The sequence below is a fragment of the Marinobacter sp. F3R11 genome (genome assembly GCF_003318275.1).
In the GTDB taxonomy this organism is placed as follows: domain Bacteria; phylum Pseudomonadota; class Gammaproteobacteria; order Pseudomonadales; family Oleiphilaceae; genus Marinobacter.
Map to the genome: position 1 here is coordinate 40,453 of NZ_QOCH01000014.1, position 20,880 is coordinate 61,332.

General features: G+C 54.8%; 19 protein-coding genes. 11 read left to right on the forward strand and 8 right to left on the reverse strand.

Annotated features, from left to right (window positions below):
- Positions 1 to 91 precede the first annotated feature (91 nt).
- The 5 genes from secA (at position 92) to ribA (ending at position 6,474) form a co-directional block, all read left to right on the forward strand.
- On the forward strand, positions 92 to 2,836 hold the full coding sequence (secA, locus tag DS878_RS08215; RefSeq protein ID WP_113815504.1) for a preprotein translocase subunit SecA: 2,745 nt from the start codon (positions 92 to 94) through the stop codon (positions 2,834 to 2,836).
- A gap of 121 nt (positions 2,837 to 2,957) precedes the next feature.
- Positions 2,958 to 4,175, forward strand: coding sequence for a bifunctional glutamate N-acetyltransferase/amino-acid acetyltransferase ArgJ (gene argJ / locus DS878_RS08220; protein ID WP_113815505.1), 1,218 nt, complete (start codon positions 2,958 to 2,960; stop codon positions 4,173 to 4,175).
- Between the two features lie 2 nt (positions 4,176 to 4,177).
- Positions 4,178 to 5,167 (forward strand): Nudix family hydrolase, encoded by a 990-nt coding sequence (locus DS878_RS08225; protein ID WP_113815506.1) that lies wholly within the window; start codon positions 4,178 to 4,180, stop codon positions 5,165 to 5,167.
- A gap of 109 nt (positions 5,168 to 5,276) precedes the next feature.
- Positions 5,277 to 5,753 (forward strand): cyclic pyranopterin monophosphate synthase MoaC, encoded by a 477-nt coding sequence (gene moaC / locus DS878_RS08230; protein WP_113815541.1) that lies wholly within the window; start codon positions 5,277 to 5,279, stop codon positions 5,751 to 5,753.
- Between the two features lie 106 nt (positions 5,754 to 5,859).
- Positions 5,860 to 6,474, forward strand: coding sequence for a GTP cyclohydrolase II (gene ribA / locus DS878_RS08235; RefSeq protein WP_113815507.1), 615 nt, complete (start codon positions 5,860 to 5,862; stop codon positions 6,472 to 6,474).
- 80 nt (positions 6,475 to 6,554) lie between these two features.
- Here ribA and dxs read toward each other — a convergent pair whose 3' ends face one another.
- The 4 genes from dxs to DS878_RS08255 all read right to left on the reverse strand — a co-directional run bounded on the left by dxs (position 6,555) and on the right by DS878_RS08255 (position 10,638).
- Complete coding sequence (gene dxs, locus DS878_RS08240) at positions 6,555 to 8,486, reverse strand: 1-deoxy-D-xylulose-5-phosphate synthase (protein WP_113815508.1); 1,932 nt, start codon at positions 8,484 to 8,486, stop codon at positions 6,555 to 6,557.
- Positions 8,487 to 8,655: 169 nt separating this feature from the next.
- Complete coding sequence (gene ispA, locus DS878_RS08245; protein ID WP_113815509.1) at positions 8,656 to 9,555, reverse strand: (2E,6E)-farnesyl diphosphate synthase; 900 nt, start codon at positions 9,553 to 9,555, stop codon at positions 8,656 to 8,658.
- Positions 9,555 to 9,809 (reverse strand): exodeoxyribonuclease VII small subunit, encoded by a 255-nt coding sequence (locus DS878_RS08250; protein WP_113815510.1) that lies wholly within the window; start codon positions 9,807 to 9,809, stop codon positions 9,555 to 9,557. The genes ispA and DS878_RS08250 overlap by 1 nt, the downstream gene beginning before the upstream one ends.
- A gap of 55 nt (positions 9,810 to 9,864) precedes the next feature.
- Positions 9,865 to 10,638 (reverse strand): NRDE family protein, encoded by a 774-nt coding sequence (locus DS878_RS08255; RefSeq protein WP_113815511.1) that lies wholly within the window; start codon positions 10,636 to 10,638, stop codon positions 9,865 to 9,867.
- Positions 10,639 to 10,727: 89 nt separating this feature from the next.
- Between DS878_RS08255 and DS878_RS08260 the strand changes: the two genes are divergently transcribed.
- The 4 genes from DS878_RS08260 (at position 10,728) to DS878_RS08275 (ending at position 13,856) form a co-directional block, all read left to right on the forward strand.
- Complete coding sequence (locus DS878_RS08260; RefSeq protein ID WP_113815512.1) at positions 10,728 to 11,525, forward strand: sulfite exporter TauE/SafE family protein; 798 nt, start codon at positions 10,728 to 10,730, stop codon at positions 11,523 to 11,525.
- Positions 11,526 to 11,535: 10 nt separating this feature from the next.
- A complete protein-coding gene (lgt, locus tag DS878_RS08265; protein ID WP_113815513.1) occupies positions 11,536 to 12,324 on the forward strand; it encodes a prolipoprotein diacylglyceryl transferase in 789 nt (262 codons plus the stop codon).
- A complete protein-coding gene (locus tag DS878_RS08270) occupies positions 12,321 to 13,160 on the forward strand; it encodes a thymidylate synthase (RefSeq protein WP_113815514.1) in 840 nt (279 codons plus the stop codon). The genes lgt and DS878_RS08270 overlap by 4 nt, the downstream gene beginning before the upstream one ends.
- Positions 13,161 to 13,340: 180 nt before the next feature.
- Positions 13,341 to 13,856 carry a dihydrofolate reductase gene (locus tag DS878_RS08275; RefSeq protein ID WP_113815515.1) on the forward strand — a complete coding sequence of 172 codons (516 nt, stop codon included), beginning with the start codon at positions 13,341 to 13,343 and terminating at the stop codon, positions 13,854 to 13,856.
- On the opposite strand, the gene DS878_RS08280 is transcribed toward DS878_RS08275, so the two are convergent.
- A complete protein-coding gene (locus DS878_RS08280) occupies positions 13,835 to 15,358 on the reverse strand; it encodes a DEAD/DEAH box helicase (RefSeq protein ID WP_113815516.1) in 1,524 nt (507 codons plus the stop codon). The genes DS878_RS08275 and DS878_RS08280 overlap by 22 nt on opposite strands.
- A gap of 197 nt (positions 15,359 to 15,555) precedes the next feature.
- Here DS878_RS08280 and DS878_RS08285 point away from each other — a divergent pair, with 197 nt between their 5' ends.
- Positions 15,556 to 16,344 carry an acyl-CoA thioesterase gene (locus DS878_RS08285; protein ID WP_113815517.1) on the forward strand — a complete coding sequence of 263 codons (789 nt, stop codon included), beginning with the start codon at positions 15,556 to 15,558 and terminating at the stop codon, positions 16,342 to 16,344.
- Between the two features lie 5 nt (positions 16,345 to 16,349).
- Here DS878_RS08285 and DS878_RS08290 read toward each other — a convergent pair whose 3' ends face one another.
- Together DS878_RS08290 and DS878_RS08295 are read right to left on the reverse strand one after the other, a co-directional pair.
- Entirely contained in the window at positions 16,350 to 17,249 is a 900-nt protein-coding gene (locus DS878_RS08290; protein WP_113815518.1) for a haloalkane dehalogenase, read from the reverse strand.
- Positions 17,250 to 17,400: 151 nt separating this feature from the next.
- Positions 17,401 to 17,742 (reverse strand): hypothetical protein, encoded by a 342-nt coding sequence (locus tag DS878_RS08295; protein ID WP_113815519.1) that lies wholly within the window; start codon positions 17,740 to 17,742, stop codon positions 17,401 to 17,403.
- A gap of 119 nt (positions 17,743 to 17,861) precedes the next feature.
- Here DS878_RS08295 and DS878_RS08300 point away from each other — a divergent pair, with 119 nt between their 5' ends.
- Positions 17,862 to 18,932: an AI-2E family transporter gene (locus DS878_RS08300; protein ID WP_113815520.1), complete on the forward strand. Its 1,071-nt coding sequence runs from the start codon at positions 17,862 to 17,864 to the stop codon at positions 18,930 to 18,932.
- Between the two features lie 95 nt (positions 18,933 to 19,027).
- Here DS878_RS08300 and ilvD read toward each other — a convergent pair whose 3' ends face one another.
- Positions 19,028 to 20,863, reverse strand: a complete 1,836-nt coding sequence (ilvD, locus tag DS878_RS08305; protein WP_113815521.1) for a dihydroxy-acid dehydratase — start codon at positions 20,861 to 20,863, stop codon at positions 19,028 to 19,030.
- Between the last annotated feature and the right edge of the window lie 17 nt (positions 20,864 to 20,880).

Consider the following 20,880-nt stretch of genomic DNA (forward strand, 5'->3'; position numbering starts at 1 on the left):
ACGTCTGGCTATGTGAGCCCTGCCTTTTGTACTGTTACCAAATAAGGTTAGAATGCCGGCTTCCTCCGATTAATTAAAGAAGTAGTGGTCTATGTTCTCAAAGTTTGCAACCAAGATGTTCGGCAGTAAAAATGCCCGAGAAATCAAGAGAATGCGCAAGATCGCCATGCGTGTTAACGAGCTTGAAGAGCAGTTTGGCAATCTGACGGACTCCGAGTTGCAGGGCAAGACGGCCGAATTCCGTCGCCGGCTCGATGAAGGTGAGAGCCTTGACGCGTTACTTCCTGAGGCTTTTGCGACAGTTCGCGAAGCAGGGCGCCGCGTTATGGGCATGCGCCACTACGATGTACAGTTGATCGGCGGTATTACTCTGCACGAGGGTCGGATTGCGGAGATGAAGACCGGTGAGGGCAAGACGCTGGTGGCGACCGGTGCGGTGTATCTCAACGCCTTGCCTGGCAAAGGCGTGCATGTTGTAACTGTGAATGATTATCTGGCCAAGCGCGATGCTGAGTGGATGGGTAAATTATACCGTTTCCTTGGTATGCAGGTAGGTGTGGTGGTTGCCGGCCAGTCTCCGGAGGAGAAGCGTGCAGCTTATCAGGCGGATATCACCTACGGCACCAATAACGAATTCGGTTTTGACTACCTGCGGGACAACATGGCCTTCAGCACTGCTGACAAGGTACAGCGTGGTCTCCACTATGCGATTGTCGATGAAGTCGACTCCATTCTTATCGACGAAGCTCGGACGCCATTGATCATCTCCGGTGCCGCAGAGGACAGCTCAAAGGCATATCTGGCTATCAACGAGTTGATACCAAGCCTGAAAAGAGGCGAGGAGAGTGAGGATGGAGAGCCAACGGGCGACTTCATCATTGATGAAAAGTCCCGTCAGGTAGAATTGACCGAGGCTGGCCATGAGCGCGTTGAAGAGTTGTTGCTTGGTCGTCAGTTGCTGGAAGAAGGCGAAAGCCTGTACTCGGCAACCAACCTCAGTTTGCTGCACCACGTACATTCAGCTCTCCGTGCGCATCACCTCTTCCAGAAAGATGTGGATTACATCGTTCAGGGTGGTCAGGTTGTCATCGTAGATGAGCATACAGGCCGTACGATGCCAGGGCGACGCTGGAGTGAAGGTCTGCACCAGGCGATTGAGGCTAAAGAAGGTCTCAAGATTCAGGCTGAAAGCCAGACTCTGGCCTCAACAACCTTCCAGAACTATTTCCGGTTATACGACAAACTTGCGGGTATGACTGGTACTGCTGATACCGAAGCTTTCGAATTCCGCCAGATTTATGCCCTTGATGTGGTGGTCATTCCGCCCAACAAGGCAATTCAGCGAATCGATTACAACGACCTCGTTTATCTGACGCAGGAAGAAAAGTTCCACGCCATCATTGACGAAATCAAGGATGTGACGGCCGAGGGTCGCCCCATTCTGGTGGGCACGGCCTCAATTGAAGCCTCGGAACTGCTTTCGATGCTGCTGAAAAAGGCTCGTATCGAACATAAGATACTGAACGCCAAACAGCACGAATCAGAAGCTCAGATTATTGCTCAGGCAGGCCGTCCGGGAGCGGTCACCATTGCCACCAATATGGCTGGCCGGGGTACGGATATCGTGCTTGGCGGTAACTGGGAGCATGAAGTTGCCCTTCTGGACAATCCTTCAGAGGAAGAGATTGCTCGCATCAAGGCTGAATGGACGGAACGCCATAATCAGGTGTTAGAGGCTGGCGGGCTGCACATTGTTGGTACCGAACGCCACGAATCCCGCCGGATAGATAATCAGTTGCGTGGCCGTGCCGGGCGACAGGGTGATCCGGGGTCTTCCCGCTTTTTCCTGTCTCTGGAAGATAACCTGATGCGTATCTTCGCGCCGGACCGGGTGAAAAGCCTGATGCAGGCGATGGGTATGAAGAAGGGTGAAGCCATTGAGCACCGGATGGTTACCAACGCTATTGAAAAATCCCAGCGCAAGGTCGAGGGACGCAACTTCGATATGCGTAAAACGCTGCTTGAGTATGATGACGTTGCGAATGATCAGCGTACGGTTATCTATGATCAGCGTAATGAGGTGATGTCCTCTGACGATGTCTCTGAAATGGTTGATACCATTCGTGAGGACGTTGTTGACGTGCTGATCAGTGAACACATTCCACCTCAGAGCATGCCCGAACAGTGGGATGTGGCTGGCCTTGAAGCCCAGCTCCAGTCGGAGATGGGAATCGACCTGCCTGTTCAGGCCTGGCTGGAAGAAGACAAAAAGCTTTTCGAAGACAACCTGCGCCAGAAAATCCTGGACGAAATTGTTGCTGCATACCGTGCCAAGGAAGAGGTGGCTGGTGCCGAATCCATGCGCAAATTCGAGAAGCAGGTATTTCTGCAGGTTCTGGACACCCTGTGGAAAGAGCATCTTTCCAACATGGATCACCTGCGTCGTGGTATTCACTTGCGCGGATACGCTCAGAAAAATCCCAAGCAGGAGTACAAGCGGGAAGCATTTAACCTGTTTGAGGGCATGCTTGAAAACATGAAGCGCGATGTAACCCGCGTGCTTTGCCACGTTCGGGTCCAGAGCCGTGAAGAAATGGAAGAGATTGAGCGCCGCCGCAAGGAAGAGCTTGAGCTGGAACTCGCTAAAGCGCGTTTGCGCCACGATCAGACCAGCGCAGCCGCACAGAGCGATTCTGAGCGAGGGGACGGTGCTGGTGATTCCAGGCAGACCACTCCTGATACCTTTGTGCGTCAGGAGCGCAAGGTCGGCCGCAACGAGCCCTGCCCATGCGGATCCGGCAAAAAGTACAAACAGTGTTGTGGCAAGGTAAACTGACCAGCCGGCACTGACAAGAACCAAAATACGGAGCCCGCAATCGACCAGTTGACTGGCAGACTGCGGGTTTTTCGTTTTCAGGCATATTCAATTCAGAAGAAATTTCAGAAGGAGTGGCAAGATGGCGGTTGGACCAGGAAGCTTACCCGAATTCTTTCCGGTAGCAGGTGTCAGGCTGGGTATTGCCAGCGCCGGTATCAAAAAGCCCGGGCGCAAAGACATAGTGGTGTTCGAGCTGGCACCGGGAAGTCGCGTATCTGGCCTGTTTACCACTAACCAGTTCTGCGCTGCTCCAGTCACTCTTAGTCGCAAGCATCTGGCGGAGAAAGCGCCGCGTTATTTGCTGATCAACACAGGTAATGCCAATGCGGGCACGGGCGAGCGTGGCATGAGAGATGCGCTGGCTTGTTGTGAAGCGCTGGCGCAGGGGGCTGGTGTAAGTACCACCGAGGTGCTGCCGTTTTCAACCGGTGTGATAGGTGAACCCTTGCCAGTCCGGAAAATTCTGGATGCGCTGCCCGATGCTTTGGCCAACACAGCGGATAATCGTTGGGCTGAAGCCGCATCCGGGATTATGACCACCGACACACGGCCGAAGGGTGAGTCGGTACAGGTTGATCTGGATGGTCACAGGGTTACCATTTCGGGTATCAGTAAGGGTGCCGGCATGATCCGTCCAAATATGGCGACCATGCTGGGCTTTATCGCCACGGATGCCCTTATTGCACCAGACGCATTACAGGCGCTGGCACTGGAGCTGGGCGAGCAGTCGTTCAACCGCATTACTATTGATGGGGATACCTCCACTAACGACGCCTGTATGCTGATAGCCAGCGGCCAGTACGGCGGCCCCGAAATCACGCTGGACAGCCCGCTTCTTCCGGCGCTGCGGGATGCGTTGAAGGGAGTCTATCTTAATCTTGCCCATGCCATCGTGCGTGATGGTGAAGGCGCAACGAAATTTGTCACTATTCGTGTGGACGGCGCTGCGGCCCGGAAAGAAGCGCTGGATGTGGCCTATACCGTAGCCCATTCACCTTTGGTGAAAACGGCACTGTTTGCTTCAGACCCCAACTGGGGGCGGATTCTCGCTGCCGTTGGGCGGGCCGGGGTTCAAGGTCTGGATGTTAATGCGCTGGAAATCTATCTCGGAGACGTATGTCTTGTAAGAGGCGGTGGTCGTGCGGAGGACTACTCCGAAGAGAGAGGGCAGGCAGTTATGGATCAGGAGGAGATCACTATCACCATCGACCTCAAGCGAGGTGACATCAGCGAGACGGTCTGGACCTGTGATTTTTCCCACGATTATGTCTCCATCAATGCTGACTACCGTAGTTAAGAATGTCGGGTACAGGCACAGCTGTCCGTGAAATTCATGTAGCAGTCGGCGTCATCGTCCGGGCGGGGCGTGTATTGATTGCTCGCCGGCCAGACCACGTACATCAGGGTGGTCTGCTGGAGTTTCCAGGTGGAAAGGTTGAGCTGAATGAAACCGTTCAGGATGCGCTTGCCCGGGAGATTTATGAGGAGACCGGGTTAAAAATACCACAGGGTACGCTCAGGCCCGTGATCGGTATTCGCCATGATTATGGCGATAAGCGGGTTTTTCTCGATGTGTGGAGAACAGATCAGGCTCAAGGCGAGGCTCATGGCCGGGAGGGACAGTTCGTCGACTGGGTGCACCCGGACGACCTGCGCGATGATGACTTTCCGGCAGCGAACCGACCGATCATCCGCGCGCTTAGACTGCCTTCCCAGCTTGCTATAACCGGAACTATTGATACTGTTGATGCCGGGGTCCGGCAACTTCGCAGTGCTCTGGCTGAACCGCTACAACAAAACGGGGAGAGCCCCGGACTGGTAATATTACGCGCACCCCGTATGGCGGCGGAAGACTATTGTTCCCTCGCGACACTTGCCTCTGGTATTTGCGAGGCTGCTGGTGCCGGTCTTGTTCTGCATGGATCGCCGGCAGTGTTTGATGGTAATCCGGGCGCGGCAGGGCTGCATCTGCCCTGGCGTGAAGCTGAAAAGCTTGATGTGAGGCCTGTGCCAGACAGGGTATGGCTCGGAGTTTCCTGCCATGATGCCGTTCAGATAGATCATGCCGTTACAATCGGTGCCGATTATGTGACTCTGGGGCCGGTAAAGCTTACGGCAACTCACCCCGGTATGCCGGCCATAGGCTGGGCCCGGTTTCGCGAACTGCTTTCCCGTGCAACGATTCCTGTCTTTGGTCTTGGAGGCCTTGAGATGGCCGATCTGGATCAGGTAAAGCGGGTCGGAGGGCAAGGGATTGCTGGAATCCGCTATTGGTGGCCACAAAACTGAGGATGTCCAGCCTCGGCAGGTCCTGTCTCTGATATGCTTGCCGGCGGAACTTTCTTATACATCGCTGGTTATGCGGCGATTTGTTCAAATCTGTATCCCGGGAGACGCCGTGAGTAAACTGACCCATCTTGATGACAAGGGTGAAGCCCGTATGGTGGACGTTACGGATAAAGCCGTAACGGAACGCGAAGCCCGCGCAGAAGCAACCATCCATATGACGTGTGAAACACTGAGAATGATTACAGACGGAGAGCATCCGAAAGGGGATGTGCTGGCTGTCGCACGTATTGCGGGGATTATGGCCGCCAAGAGAACACATGAACTGATTCCGTTATGCCATGCTCTGAACCTCACCTCGGTTAAGGTCGAACTCTCTCCGGGAGCTGATGGCGCGTCCGTGCACATACTCACATGCTGCAAGCTTTCAGGCCGGACAGGTGTTGAAATGGAGGCGCTTACCGCTGCCAGCGTGGCAGCATTGACCCTCTATGACATGTGCAAAGCCGTGGATAAAGGAATGGAAATCGGTGCAGTGCGTCTACTGGAGAAAAAAGGCGGCCGCAGTGGGCACTGGACTGCTGACTGATCCTGTTTGGTTTCGCTGATTTTACCGCGGGTACACGGGAATTACGCCTTGCGGTCGGCACATGGTAGAATGCGCGCCCCGATTTATTGAACCACGAGGAAAGACTGTGGCTGTTCGTTACATCCAGACCTGCCGGTTGCCGACCCCGTTCGGGGTATTCGATATGCACGGTTTTGAAGAGCTGGACACGGGAAAGGAGCATGTTGCTCTGACTTTGGGGTCTCTGGATGCTGAAGGCCCCATGCTGGCACGTACGCATTCGGAATGCCTTACTGGCGATGCTCTTTACAGCATGCGCTGTGACTGCGGCTACCAGCTTGAAGAGGCTTTGCGCAGCATTGCCCGGGAGGGTCGCGGTATTCTTATGTATTTACGCCAGGAGGGCAGGGGTATTGGCCTTCTTAACAAGATTCGCGCATACCACCTTCAGGATCAGGGTGCGGACACGGTGGAAGCCAATGAGCGCCTCGGGTTTGCGGCAGACCTGCGCGACTACAGCATGTGCAAGGACATGCTGGAGCACCTGGGCATAAAAAGCCTGCGTCTGATGACCAACAACCCACGCAAGGTAAAGGCGCTGACCTCTTACGGTATTGAGATTGCGGAACGTGTTCCTCTTCAGGTGGGTCGTAACCCCCATAATGAGCATTACCTGAATACCAAGCAGAGCAAACTCGGGCACTGGCTGGAAACACATCAGGATGATGATCCTCAGCTGTAAGCACTGCCCATATGCCGGATACGAACGTACGAAAAAGCCCGCCGAAGCGGGCTTTTTCCGTCAGAGCAAACCGTTATGCTTTATTTGACGGCTTTAAGTCTCTGGTGCTGCAGTCGCTCCATACGGGCATTTATGGCTGAGAAGATGCCTTGGGCATCCAGTCCGCAGTCCTTGAGCAATTCTTCGTGTCTGCCGTGATCAATGAAGGTGTCTGGTAGTCCAAGCTGAAGCACCGGCATTGAAACCTCCTGGCAGTTCAGGAATTCGGCAACCGCACTTCCTGCTCCGCCCGCGATGGTGTTCTCCTCCAGAGTGACCAGCAGATCATGCTGCTCGGCAAGTTCGAGAATCAGTGTTGTGTCCAGTGGTTTTACGAAGCGCATGTCAGCTACCGTTGCTCCCAGCTTCTCCGCGGCCTCCATGGCAGGGGCGAGCAATGTGCCAAAGTTGAGAATAGCGATGCCGCTGCCGTCGCGAACTTTGCGCCCCTTGCCGATTTCCACGGGCGTAAGTTTTTCCTGGATTTCTGCTCCGGGCCCGGTGCCTCTCGGGTACCGCACGGCTGCAGGCCCTTCAAACAGCAAGCCGGTATGCAGCAGCTGACGGGTTTCATTTTCATCAGATGGTGTCATCAGAACCATGTTCGGGATGCAGCGAAGATAGCTGATATCAAAGGCCCCTGCATGGGTAGGGCCGTCTTCACCAACCAGACCGGCTCTGTCGATGGCGAACAGAACGTCCAGATTCTGTATGGCCACATCATGTATAAGCTGATCGTATGCCCGCTGCAAAAATGTGGAGTAAATCGCAACTACAGGTTTTGCGCCATCGCATGCCATGCCCGCTGCAAGTGTTACGGCATGCTGCTCGGCAATGGCCACATCGAAGTACCGGTCCGGGAAGCGCTCCGAGAATGCCAGCAGGTCTGAGCCTTCGCACATGGCGGGGGTGATGCCATTTACGCGCTCATCAAGTTCTGCTGCATCGCATAGCCATTGTCCGAACACGTTGGCATATTTCAGTCGGGTTGGTGCGGGCTTCAGAGTTTCCGGCCGGTTGGGTGATGCAGGTTCAATTTTGTTGATGGCATGGTAGCCAATGGGGTCTGCTTCAGCCGGAGCGAAGCCTTTGCCTTTGGTTGTCACCACGTGTAAAAACTGCGGGCCTTCCAGCTCACGGATATTTTCCAGAGTCTCGACCAGCAGGGGCAGGTCATGGCCATCAATGGGGCCTATATAATTGAACCCCAGCTCCTCAAACAGAGTGCCCGGGGCAATCATGCCCTTGAAGTGCTCCTCGGTTTTCTTTGCAAGAGCCATGAGATTCGGAGCGCCCTGAAGGACTTTCTTACTGCTGTCACGGACCTGATTGTAGGTGCGGCTTGAAAGCAGCTTGGCAAAATAGTTGGACAGCCCGCCGACATTGCGGGAGATCGACATGTCGTTATCGTTCAGGATTACCAGCATGTCTGCGCGCAGGTGGCCAGCATGATTCAATGCTTCAAAGGCCATACCAGCAGTCATGGCTCCATCGCCGATCACCGCAATACTTTTGCGGCCGGTATTCTGCTCCCGGGCGGCTACCGCCATACCAAGCGCTGCACTGATAGAAGTACTTGAGTGACCAACACCGAAGGTATCGTATTCGCTTTCCGCACGCTTCGGAAAGGCGGCCAGTCCGTTCTTTCTGCGGATGCTGCCCATTTGTTCCCGGCGGCCGGTCAGAATTTTGTGTGGATAAGCCTGGTGGCCAACATCCCATACCAGTCGGTCTTCCGGTGTATTAAAGGTGTAGTGCAACGCCACAGTAAGTTCCAGCACCCCAAGCCCCGCGCCAAAATGGCCGCCGGTCTGACCAACGCTCCATAACAGGAACGCCCTCAGCTCTCGGGCGAGTTGGACTAGTTGGTCAGACGGAAGCTCCCGCAACTGGGCCGGTACGTCGATCCTGTCCAGCAGCGGTGTGTTTGGCCGCTGTGATGGGATTTCCTTGAAAATATAAGTGTCCTGCATCTACTCGAGTCTTTTCCGGGATGTTCGGTAACTGGCCGTCATTATAGGGGAACAGGGGTGCCTGTTTCACACATGTCGGACCATATGTAACGAATTTGTATTTTGCCAGTGTGCGCTTTTGCGGCAACCGGGTTCAATGGCGAACTTAATGAAAAAATCAGAGGAAAGCTCAATGAGTTCTTGCCACTACGTAATCAGCCATGGCTCTCAGCGGGTCGGCTTCCGGACCAAAATCCTTGAGGCTCCCGAGTGCGTTGCTGAGCAGTGTGGAGAGATGCTCCCGTGCTCCGGCAAGCCCAAGCAGGGCAGGGTAAGTTGGTTTGGCGCGTGCAATATCGGAACCCTGGGGTTTGCCGATGGTTGCTGTGTCGCCTTCAATGTCGAGGAGGTCATCCTGAACCTGAAATGCGAGGCCGAGGGCTTTGGCATAGCCTTCCAGGGCATTCAGTGAGCCTTCGCTGACTCCCGGCGCGCTCAGTGCTCCGATCCGAATGCTGGCTTCAATCAGGGCACCGGTTTTATGTCTGTGCATGGTTTCGAGCTGTGCCAGTGTCAGACTTTTGCCAACGGATTCCAGGTCAATTGCCTGACCACCTACCATACCTCGATGGCCGCTGGCCCGGGCCAGCTCCTGAATCATGCTGATCCGTGCGGATGCATCGATACCCGGGGCATCTGCCAGCCATTCAAATGCCAGTGCCTGCAAGGCATCTCCGGCCAGAATCGCGGTAGCTTCATCGAAGGCGATGTGTGCTGTTGGCCGGCCCCGGCGCAACTCGTCGTTATCCATCGCCGGGAGGTCGTCATGAACAAGCGAATAGGCGTGGATCAACTCCACGGCGCAGGCCGGGATCAGCGCGGTATCACCGCTCTGGCCCAGAGCACGCGCAGCAGCAAGGCTCAGCGCAGGCCGAATGCGTTTGCCCCCACCCAGTACGCTGTAACGCATGGCTTCCTGGAGTCGCTCAGAGGCGGAACTACCGGATTCAATGCGACGAGACAGCTCTGCGTCCACTCGGGCACGACAGGTTTCCAGAAAGTCCATGGCAGGAGCGCTCCTGTTACGCATCAGTTGGAGTCATCTGGCAAAAATGGACGGGTTTCCAGGGTCCCGTCGCCGTTCTGCACCAGTTGCTCAACCCGTTGTTCGGCACTTTTGAGGGCCTGCTGGCATGACCGGGTCAGTTTTACGCCACGTTCGAAGGCAGCCAGCGATTGTTCCAGGGACAGGTCGCCCTGCTCCAGGTTACGTACCAGCGTTTCCAGCTCATCAAGGGATTTTTCAAAATCGGCAATGGATGTGGTGTCTTGTTGACCAGCCATCGGCTGCCCTCCGATCGGGTGAACGAATTTTGCGGATTATATCAGAGGCTGAGCTCTATCGCTGCCAGTGGAACTCCCGGTATTCTTCAGGGCGACCTTCGGGAGCCCAGCTCTGCTCAGTAACCCGGATTTCACCTGTGCCTGAGATGCTGACGATCGTTGTGGCACGGGTTCCATATTCGGCTCCGGTTATAAACGGTGATGAAAGAAAGCGTTCTGTATCACGACTTACGCCCGTATCCGGTAGCAGATGATCCGGTGCCGGTGTCCCATCCTGGAGCAGTACAGCGAGGTCTCTGTGCAGGTCTCCGGAGCTGCTGCCTGCTGATTTTACTGTCTGGTCTACGGCCTCTCTGAGCCGTAACAGTTTTGGCCAGGGAGTCTGAAGCAGGTGGTTGCTAAGGCCGTATGTGCCACGGTGAATTGTGCGCCCCGGGTGTGCATCCCGATTGCTGAAATACCAGCCATGGGTGTCGCAGAGGCTGATGAGGTTGAATCCGGCGTAGCGGCTGGCGGTATTTGTCAGGTTATTCTGAAGTTGAGAGTGAGGCTCTGTGAGCGCCCGCAGGGGGAGTTCGCCACGGCTTATCTGGCCGGCTTCGGGAGTGCCTTCGCGGACGTTGGTAACGGCGGCAACCCTGCCATTGGGGGAAACAGCGAGCCAGGTTCCGCCGGATTTCAGATCCCTTCCGGAAAGCACCCGGTTACCGGAGTCTGTAGTCCACCAGTCGAGAGGTGCAGTGGGCCGGTGAAAAAACTCATCCCTGTTGGCCGCGATTACCAGGGGAAAACGGGTGCTTTGGCCAAGGGAAAATGCGATCAGGCACATGCAAGGTTGTTCTCCGGAGTGAAGGGGTATTTGAAGTTGTTGCTGGTGTGTATCATACCAGCCTTGTTTTCCCGGATGTGTGAGCAGCTATGTCCCTGTTGTCCTTATTTTCTGTATATCTGGCACTCGGTGCCTTTGCCGGAACCCTTGCCGGTCTGTTTGGCATTGGTGGCGGCCTGATCATTGTTCCGGTGCTTATATTCAGTTTCGGACTGCAAGGCTTCAGCACGGAAATCGCAGCTCATATGGCCGTTGGAACTTCACTGGCAACCATCGTTTTCACCTCTTTAAGCTCTATCCGTTCGCATCATAAACACGGGGCGATACGCTGGGATATTTTTCGCCCGATGATCTTTGGCATTGTGGTTGGAGCTTTTATTGGCGCCTGGACAGCTTCGTTACTGAGCGGTCCTGCACTGGAACTGATCATCGGCATATTTGTCATCCTTGTGGGTTTCAAAATGCTGCTCGATGTAAACCCATCACCTGGCAGGAAGCTGCCGGGGAATATGAGCCTGGGTGCAGCAGGTGCAGGAATCGGCTGGGCTTCAGCCATTTTCGGAATTGGCGGTGGTACGCTCACAGTGCCATATCTGAGCTGGTGTAACGTCCGCATGCAGCAAGCGGTTGGTACTTCTGCTGCGTGTGGGTTGCCCATTGCTGTGGCCGGCGCCCTGGGTAATGCCTGGACAGGGTGGCAGGAGCCTGCTTTGCCGGAATACAGTCTTGGGTTTGTTTATATGCCGGCGCTGATCGGAATTATTCTGACCAGCGTAGTGTTTGCCCGAGTGGGGGCGAATCTGGCGCACCGGCTTAATGCCAGGGTGTTGAAGCGTATCTTTGCGTTAATGCTTTTGTTGATTGGTCTTCGTTTTCTTCTGACCTGAGAGGTTTCTGATGCTTCAGCATCCACAGATAGACCCGGTAGCTATTGCTATTGGGCCATTAAAGATTCACTGGTATGGACTGACTTATCTGGTTGGTTTTGTCGCTGGCTGGTGGCTGGGGCGCTTGCGTGCCCGCAAACCTGGCTCCCCGATAACAGAAGAGCAGATGGGTGATCTTCTTTTCTATCTGGCGCTTGGGGTTATTCTGGGGGGGCGTTTTGGTTACGTTATCTTCTACAACTTTGATGTTTTTCTCGCGGACCCCTTATGGCTTCTGCGTGTATGGGAAGGTGGTATGTCCTTCCATGGCGGGCTGCTTGGCGTCATGTTTGCCATGTGGTTATACGGGCGCAAAATCGGTACAGGGTTCTGGCGCCTTGCCGATTTTGTGGCGCCGCTGGTGCCGGTAGGTCTCGGAGCTGGCCGGATTGGTAATTTCATTAACGGAGAGCTCTGGGGTAAGCCTACGGATCTGCCCTGGGGCATGGTGTTCCGCCAGGCTCCGGACGCCTTGGCGCGGCACCCTTCCCAGCTTTATCAATTTGCCCTGGAGGGGGTACTGTTTTTTATTATCCTTTGGTGGTTCTCGTCCAGGCCTCGCCCAAAAATGGCGGTGTCAGGGTTGTTTCTGATTTGCTACGGAATCTTCCGCTTTCTGGTGGAGTTCGTTCGTCAGCCGGATGCACAACTGGGCTATCTGGCGTTTGACTGGCTAACCATGGGGCAGGTACTTTCTTTCCCTATGCTTCTGGCCGGGGCTGTTTTGATGTTTATTGCTTACCGGAGAAACGTGGAATGAAAGCCTACCTCGATCTTATGCAGGATGTAGTAGATAACGGGTTCGATAAAGGCGATCGCACCGGCGTCGGCACCCGCTCTGTTTTCGGGCGCCAGATCCGCTTCAACCTTCAAAACGGGTTCCCTCTGGTAACCACGAAGAAAGTACACCTGCGAAGCATTATTTACGAACTGCTCTGGTTCCTGAATGGGTCTACGGACAACAACTGGCTGAAAGAGCGGAAAGTATCTATCTGGAACGAATGGGCACTGGAAAACGGCGACCTTGGTCCCATATACGGCAAGCAGTGGCGCAGTTGGCAATGCCCGGATGGCCGCATAGTTGATCAGATCAGCGAGGTCATTGACCAGATTCGCAACAAGCCAAACTCCCGTCGTCTGATTGTTTCCGCCTGGAACCCGGCGGAACTTCCGGACGAATCGGTAGGCCCCCAGGACAACGTCCGCGAGGGTCGCATGGCCCTGGCTCCCTGCCACTGCCTGTTTCAGTTTTATGTGCTTGATGGCAAGCTCTCCTGCCAGCTTTACCAGCGCAGCGCAGACTTGTTTCTGGGGGTACCGTTCAACATTGCTTCCTACGCCTTGCTGACGCATATGATTGCCCAGCAGTGTGACCTGGAGGTTGGTGAGTTTGTGCACACGTTTGGCGACTGTCATCTCTATCAAAATCACCTGACTGATGACATTGTTTTCGAACAGCTCAAGCGTGAGCCGAAGGCGTTCCCTGAACTCGTGATCAAGCGCAAACCAGACTCAATATTTGATTACGAACTGGAAGATTTTGAATTTGAAGGCTACGACCCATACCCCGGAATCAAAGCCCCTATAGCAATATAAACCAGGCAGGCTTCACCTAAAGTTCGACCGCGAGGGTGCGGGAAGGGCTGTCCAAAAATGTGCGGAGCCATGGATGGCGGAGCCAAGTGTACACGGACGTATTCACAGCGTTTTTTGGACAGCCCTTCCCGCACCCTCGCCGCCCCGAAGTCAGCAAGCTCCGAGCCAGAGGAACAAAGCATGCGTAAGGCACTAATCGTCGCCATGTCCCGAAACCGGGTAATCGGCAAGAATAACAAACTGCCCTGGTATCTGCCGGGCGACCTCAAGTATTTCAAACAAGCGACCATGGGCAAGCCCATCATTATGGGCAGGAAAACCTGGGATTCCATTGGCAGGCCGCTGCCGGGCCGGATGAACGTGGTGATTTCCCGGAACGCAGACCGTGAAGCGCCCACCGGAACTGTTGCTGCTCAATCGCTGAAAGAGGCTCTGATAAAAGCCGAAGCACAGGCTGAACTGGATGGTGGCGATGAAGTAATGATAATCGGGGGAGGGCAAATTTATGCAGAAGCGCTACCCACGGTAGATCGCATATACATCACGCAGGTGCATGCCGAGGTGGATGGCGATGCGTATTTTCCGGAAGTGAACTGGGAAGAGTGGGAAGAAATCGGACGGGAGGATTTCTCCGCGTCCGATAACAATCCATACGACTATAGCTTCGTCGTCTATCAGCGCTTGGCGTCTGACTGACGGGGAGGGCGCTTACCGCCAGGCTTGCCGCCTTTTCCAGGTGGCTTGCCGCGAGCGCCGGCGCCGCCAGGCCCTCCACGCCCTTTATACCCACCTTTTGGCGGCCCCTTGCGGAACTCACCCGGACGACCACCCTTGCGGTCACGGCGAGGTGGGGCCGAAGATACTATCGGGAGTGCCTCTGGCTGTTCAAGCGGCAGTGACCCGGGTTGCATTGCCTCCATCCAGCAGGCAAGAGCCCCGGCAACCATGGCAATATCCATCTCGTTGCGTTCGGCGATCTCGTCGAGCAATGCCATGGACTTTGCGAGTTTTTTATCCTCGGAGTAACCCAGCAGCTGGGATTCAAACTGCTCTTCACGCATTTTTTTCAGTTCAACCGGTGACGGCAGTTCGTAGGCGATCATGGGCGAGTTGGTAGCGCGCTCAAGGGTGCGTAACCAGCTCCGCTCGCGAGGAGTTACCAGCAATATGGCCTTTCCTGTGCGGCCGGCACGGCCAGTACGCCCGACCCGGTGGATGTAGGCTTCAGTATCGTAAGGCACATCGTAGTTGATAACGTGTGTAATTCTGGGCACATCAAGGCCACGGGCTGCAACGTCGGTCGCAATGATAATATCTTTTTTGCCGCGTTTAAGGTCTTCAACGGTCTGTTCACGCTGCCGCTGGTTCAGATCTCCATTCAGAGGTGCCACTGCGTGGCCGCGGGCGCTGAGCTTCTCGGCCAGTAGTGTGGTTTCTGCCTTGGTGCGTACAAATATGATTGCGCCTTCGATTGGCTCTACTTCCAGAATGCGGGTCAGTGCATCCAGTTTGCGTTCCGCATAAACCGGCAGCACGAACTGGGCGATGCGGTCAACGGTGCGAGTTTCACTTTCGATTTTAACTTCAACAGCATCTCTGAGGTAGGTTTTGGCAACCTTCTTGATCTGCGGTGGCATGGTGGCAGAGAAGAGTGCGCGCTGACAGTTTTCCGGTGTTTTGGCGAGGATCGCTTCGACATCGTCAATAAAGCCCATACGCAGCATTTCATCGGCTTCATCCAGTACCAGAGCTTTCAGGTTGCCCAGTCTCAGAGTGCCTTTGCGAAGATGATCCAGCATACGGCCGGGAGTACCAACGATAACCTGGGCACCACGTTTAAGGCCTTTGATCTGTGGATAAAAGTCCTGGCCTCCGTAAATTGGTAAAACATGAAAATTACGGAACTTTGCGGCATAAGAGGTAAAGGCTTCAGCAACCTGGATGGCCAGTTCCCGGGTGGGTGCCAGAACCAGGATTTGAGGTTCAGTCACAGATGCATCTATCCGGCTTAACAGCGGTAGTGCAAAGGCAGCGGTTTTACCCGTGCCGGTCTGGGCAACGCCCAGTAGATGTTTGCCAGTGAGCAGTGCTGGAATGCACTGGGCCTGGATGGGCGTTGGGGTTTCATAGCCGATAGCAGATACAGCTTCAAGTACGGCTGGATCAAGCCCCAGTTCGGCAAAAGACAATTCAGACATTGATTTACTCGGAATTCGGGAGGTAGAGCATTGCCGGGCAATGCATTATGTGACGATATTATAACCGCTTTTTGTCAGTTTTAATACGTAAAATCTTTCCCGACCTGTAGGTAGTTGCCGGTGCGCTGGCATTGCGTTGCGTCGGCATTTTGGGCAATCTCCTGTTTTCGCTGATAGGTTGCTAACAGGAATTCGCTATGACCTTTGATGAACTTATTGCCCTTGGCCGCACCGGTAAAGAGCTGGAAATGCCTGCAACCTGGTCTCAGGGGCGCGCAACGTTTGGTGGGCTGGTAACCGCTCTGCTCTTTGACCGGATGGAGCGGGTGGTTGCTGAAAACCGGCCTGTGCGCTCCATGCTTGTGTCTTTTGTGGGGCCGGTAGAGCCTGGTGCTTCCGCGGTTTTCGATGCGGAGATTCTGCGCGAAGGTAGGTCGGTGAGTCAGGTGGAGGGCCGAATTGTCCAGAATGGAGAGCCCCGGCTCGTGTGTCTTGCAGGTTTTGCGGGTGACCGGGAGTCAGCTGTGTGCATTGACGGAACGCCTGCTCCGGAGGCAAAGCCTGTGGACCAGTGCCAGAGCCTGCCCTTCATCGAAGGGGTGACCCCCGGGTTTATCAGGTACATCGAAATGCGCCTGGCATACGGCAGCATGCCGTTCACCGGTGGAAGTGGGCGTGAAATGGGCGGCTGGATGCGGTTCCGGGAAGTTCCTGAGGTTATGACTGATGCCCACATTGTGGCGCTGATTGATGCATGGCCTGCGCCGGTTCTTCAGCACCTCAAGTCCCGAGTGCCAGCCAGTTCGTTGTCGTGGACATTGGATATCATTCACCCGAGACCACCCGTCGAACCTGGTGACTGGTTGTTATATAAGGCAAAAATTGATCAGGCCGGGAATGGCTATTGTCATTTCGACGCCGAGGTCTGGACGCCCCGAGGCGAGCTACTGGCCATCAGCCGCCAGACTGTAACTGTATTCGGTTAACTGACTCAGGCTGCCATTTCTGATCTTAGTGCATCAATTATAATCCGGGCAAAAGCCTCAGGAGAGTCTTCCTGCAGGAAGTGCCCGCCCCGCAGTGTGATGTGGGGCTGTCCGAGTGCCCCCGGGATACGCCGCTGCATGTCGCGGTCTACGCCACGGGTTATAGGATCGCCACTGCTGAAGCAGGTAATGAAAGGCTTCCTCCAGGTGTCCAGAACTTTCCATGCGGCCTTGTTGGCGTTACTCGCCGGATCATCTGGTGAGACGGGTACAAGCTTGGGGAAGGCACGTGCTCCTGCCTTGTACTCTGCAGACGGGAAGGGCGCCTCGTAGGCAGCCAGCTCATGCTTGTTCAGTGTCCGCTCGGTTCCGAGCTGCACAATCCGGCTAACCGGAAACCAGGGGCTGTGCGTCGCAAAAGCCTTCCATACCGTGAACATTGCAGGCGCTCTGGTATCTCCGGTTGGCAGCATGCCATTGGCAACAATGATGCGCTGGAACCGGTTTGGCAGTTCTGCTGCAAGTCGCAAACCCAGAAGTGAACCCCAGTTCTGGCACACCAGGGTTATGTTCCTGAGATCCAGGGTCTCAAGCCAGTATTTAAGCCATGTCATGTGGCGGCTGTAGCTGTAATCATCAACGGATGCAGGCTTGTCAGATTTACCAAAACCCACAAGATCTGGCGCCAACACCCTGTGCCCGGCATCAACTACCAGAGGAATCATATGGCGGTAAATATAAGACCAGGAAGGTTCTCCATGGAGCATAAGCACGGGTGATGCACCTGCCGGGCCTTCGTCAACATAGTGCATTCGCAGGCCAGGCTCGACCTCCCGATAATGCGGGCTGAAGGGATAATCCAAGAGACCCGTAAAGCGGTCCTCATCGGTTCTCAGAATACGCATGCCATCGACTGTCCTGACTGATTGGTTGCGTGATTGCCAGGGTTTCCAGTTTCCGGAACCGCTACAACACTCTTCAAGGCAAAAGAATAAATCAGTTGGGGATTTTATGTGTTTGAGTTGCGTAACAGAGCGTTGCGGCTTTGAATCAGATTTAGTCAGGATCGATTTTTGGGCGTCGGTTGGAGCGTTTGTCATCCCAGTCCAGATTCTTGGGGTCGTACCAGCCGATCGCATTGAGGACTTTTTCACGTGTGGATGCCGAAAGGGTTGGCCAGAGCTCCTGAAAGTCGTCCAGCCCCTGGTCGCGGAAACGCTGCTGTTTGCTCTGGAGGCGGTTTATAATTCGTGGCAGTTGCAGTGCCTCGCCCAACTGGCCCGGTACAAGAACTTCCTGCCCCAGAACTTTGCGGCGATGAGTTCTGGCTGCCAAAACCCGCCGCAATTCTGCCGCGGCTTCCAGAGCCGTTTCTATGGTAAAGGTTTCCAGTTCCAACGCATGACCTGTTTAATTGCCGATCAACAGCCGTTCACTATAACCTGAAGCACACGCCAGTGGCCACGCGGTCATGTTAGGCTAACGCGCGTCTGAACTTTACTGGGATAAATGGAATTATGTACGAAAAACTTGAGACACGAACTTTTCTAGCCATGTTGGTCGGAGTATCTCTGGCTTTCGTGTTTCTTATGAAGCCTTTTTTTGGCCCCATCTTCTGGGCAATTGCTATCGCGTTGATTTTTTCCCCCTTCCAGGTATTTCTGGTAAGCCGGATTGGTGAACGGCCAAACGTGAATGCTTTGATTACATTAGCTGTCTGTATGCTGATCGTGGTGATTCCAGTGTTGGTTCTGGTGACGTCTCTTGTGGCTGAGGGGCTGGGGCTATATCAGAAGATTCAGGACGGACAGATAAACCCCGGTGAGTATATTGATCAGGTGAACAAGTCCTTTCCGGCAATTCAGTCATTGCTGGCTCAGTTTGATATCAGCTTTAGCGAAATCCGTGATCGGGCCGTCAATCTGTTTGTAGGTGGTAGTCAGTTCCTTGCCAAACAGGCTCTGGGGTTTGGCCAGAATACCTTCCAGTTTTTCCTTGGGCTGGCTCTTATGGTGTATCTGGCATTCTTCCTGTTACGGGATGGCAGCAAACTGATTGATCTGATGATCCGTGCATTGCCTCTGGGTGATGAGCGTGAGCGCCTGCTGTTTGCAAAATTTGCGGAAGTAACCCGCGCAACAGTTAAAGGTAACCTTCTGATTGCGATCATTCAGGGGGCTTTGGGCGGCATTATTTTCTGGATTCTCGGGATTGGCGGGGCGCTGCTGTGGGGCGTGGTGATGGCCATGTTTTCATTGCTGCCAGCTGTAGGTGCAGCGTTGGTGTGGGTGCCTGCGGCGATCTATCTGGCTGCCGTGGGCGATATTGTCCCGGCTGTGGTACTCACTATATTTGGCGTAGTCGTGATAGGGCTTGCTGATAATCTCCTGCGTCCGATTCTGGTTGGGAGGGATACCAAGTTACCGGATTACATTGTGCTGCTTTCCACCTTGGGCGGTATTGCCATGTTTGGTATAAATGGTTTTGTAATGGGCCCGCTGGTTGCGGCGTTGTTTATGGCGTTCTGGGGAATCTTTATCAGAGAGTTCAGCGAAGAGGCACAAGAGCAGAGTAATAATGCCGAGTAAAGCTGCTGAGGATTGTGACTGGTCGTTGTTCTGACCGGGATATTTAAAAAAACCGCGCAGGCAACCTGCGCGGTTTTTTTATGCAAAAGCCCGGCTTAACCGAGTTTTTCCAGATCCCTTACAGCCCCTTTGTCGGCGCTGGTTGCCAGCAGGGCGTAGGCTTTCAATGCGGCAGATACCGCACGCTCTCTGGGTAGCTCGGGCTTCCAGCCCTTGGCATCCCGCGCTTCGCGGCGACGATCCAGTTCCTGCTGGTCCAGCTGAACATTGATGGACCTCTGAGGAATATCGATGATGATCCGGTCGCCGTTTTCAATCAGCCCTATGGCTCCGCCGGAGGCTGCTTCCGGGGATGCATGACCGATGGAAAGTCCTGAGGTGCCGCCGGAGAAGCGTCCGTCGGTAAGCAGGGCGCATTCTTTGCCCAACCCTTTGGATTTGAGATAGCTGGTCGGGTAGAGCATTTCCTGCATACCAGGGCCACCTTTGGGGCCTTCGTAGCGGATAATGACCACTTCGCCGGGTTTGACTTCATCAGCCAGTATGCCCGCAACGGCGGAGTCCTGGCTCTCAAAAACCCGGGCCACACCTTCAAATACGTAGATGCTTTCGTCTACACCTGCGGTTTTTACAACACAGCCATCCACGGCGATGTTCCCGTACAGAACCGCCAGTCCGCCCTCGGAGCTGTATGCGTGCTCAACGGACCGGATACAGCCCGCCTCACGGTCACCATCGAGAGTTGGCCAGCGGGTATTCTGGCTAAAGGCTGTCTGGGTGGGAATTCCTGCGGGCCCCGCTTTATAAAACTCGATAACTTCTGGTGGTGGGGTGCGCATGATATCCCAGGTTTCCAGAGCTTCCTTCATGGTTTTGCTGTGAACCGTGGGGAGGTCGGTATTGATCAGGCCTCCACGCTCAAGCTCTCCGATAATGCCCATGATACCGCCGGCGCGATGCACGTCTTCCATATGGTATTTGGGGGAGTTTGGAGCCACTTTGCACAGCTGAGGCACCCGTCGGGAAAGCTGATCAATTTCATTCAGGGTGAATGGAACCCCGCCTTCCTGTGCAGCAGCCAACAGGTGCAGAATGGTGTTGGTGGATCCGCCCATGGCGATGTCCATAATCATGGCGTTCTCGAATGCGCCCATGGAGGCAATGGTGCGCGGCAGAACGCTGTCATCATCCTGTTCGTAATAGCGTTTCGCATTCTCCACAATCTGACGGCCGGCCTTCAGGAATAGCTGCTCCCGGTCTGCATGGGTAGCCAGCATGGAGCCGTTACCGGGCAGAGCCAGGCCGATAGCTTCGGTCAGGCAGTTCATGGAATTTGCAGTAAACATGCCGGAGCAGGAGCCGCAGGTAGGGCAGGCGCTGCGTTCATATTCTGCAACCATTTCATCGTCGGCGCTGGGGTCTGCGGCAATAACCATTGCGTCGACCAGATCGAGCTTGTGCTCTGACAGCTTCGTCTTGCCAGCCTCCATGGGCCCGCCGGATACGAAAATGGTTGGAATGTTCAGGCGCATGGCGGCCATCAGCATGCCCGGTGTTATTTTGTCGCAGTTGGAAATACACACCAGCGCATCGGCGCAATGGGCATTCACCATATACTCAACAGAGTCAGCGATTATTTCGCGGGATGGCAGAGAATAGAGCATGCCGTCATGGCCCATGGCGATGCCATCATCTACTGCGATGGTGTTGAATTCTTTGGCGACACCACCGGAGGCCTCGATTTCGCGGCACACGAGCTGCCCCAGATCCTTAAGGTGGACGTGTCCGGGCACAAACTGGGTGAAGGAGTTGGCAACGGCAATAATCGGTTTGCCGAAATCATTATCTTTCATGCCGGTTGCGCGCCAGAGGGCGCGCGCGCCGGCCATGTTACGACCTGCGGTGGAAGTCCGCGAACGATACTGAGGCATGATGCTCTGATCTCTCT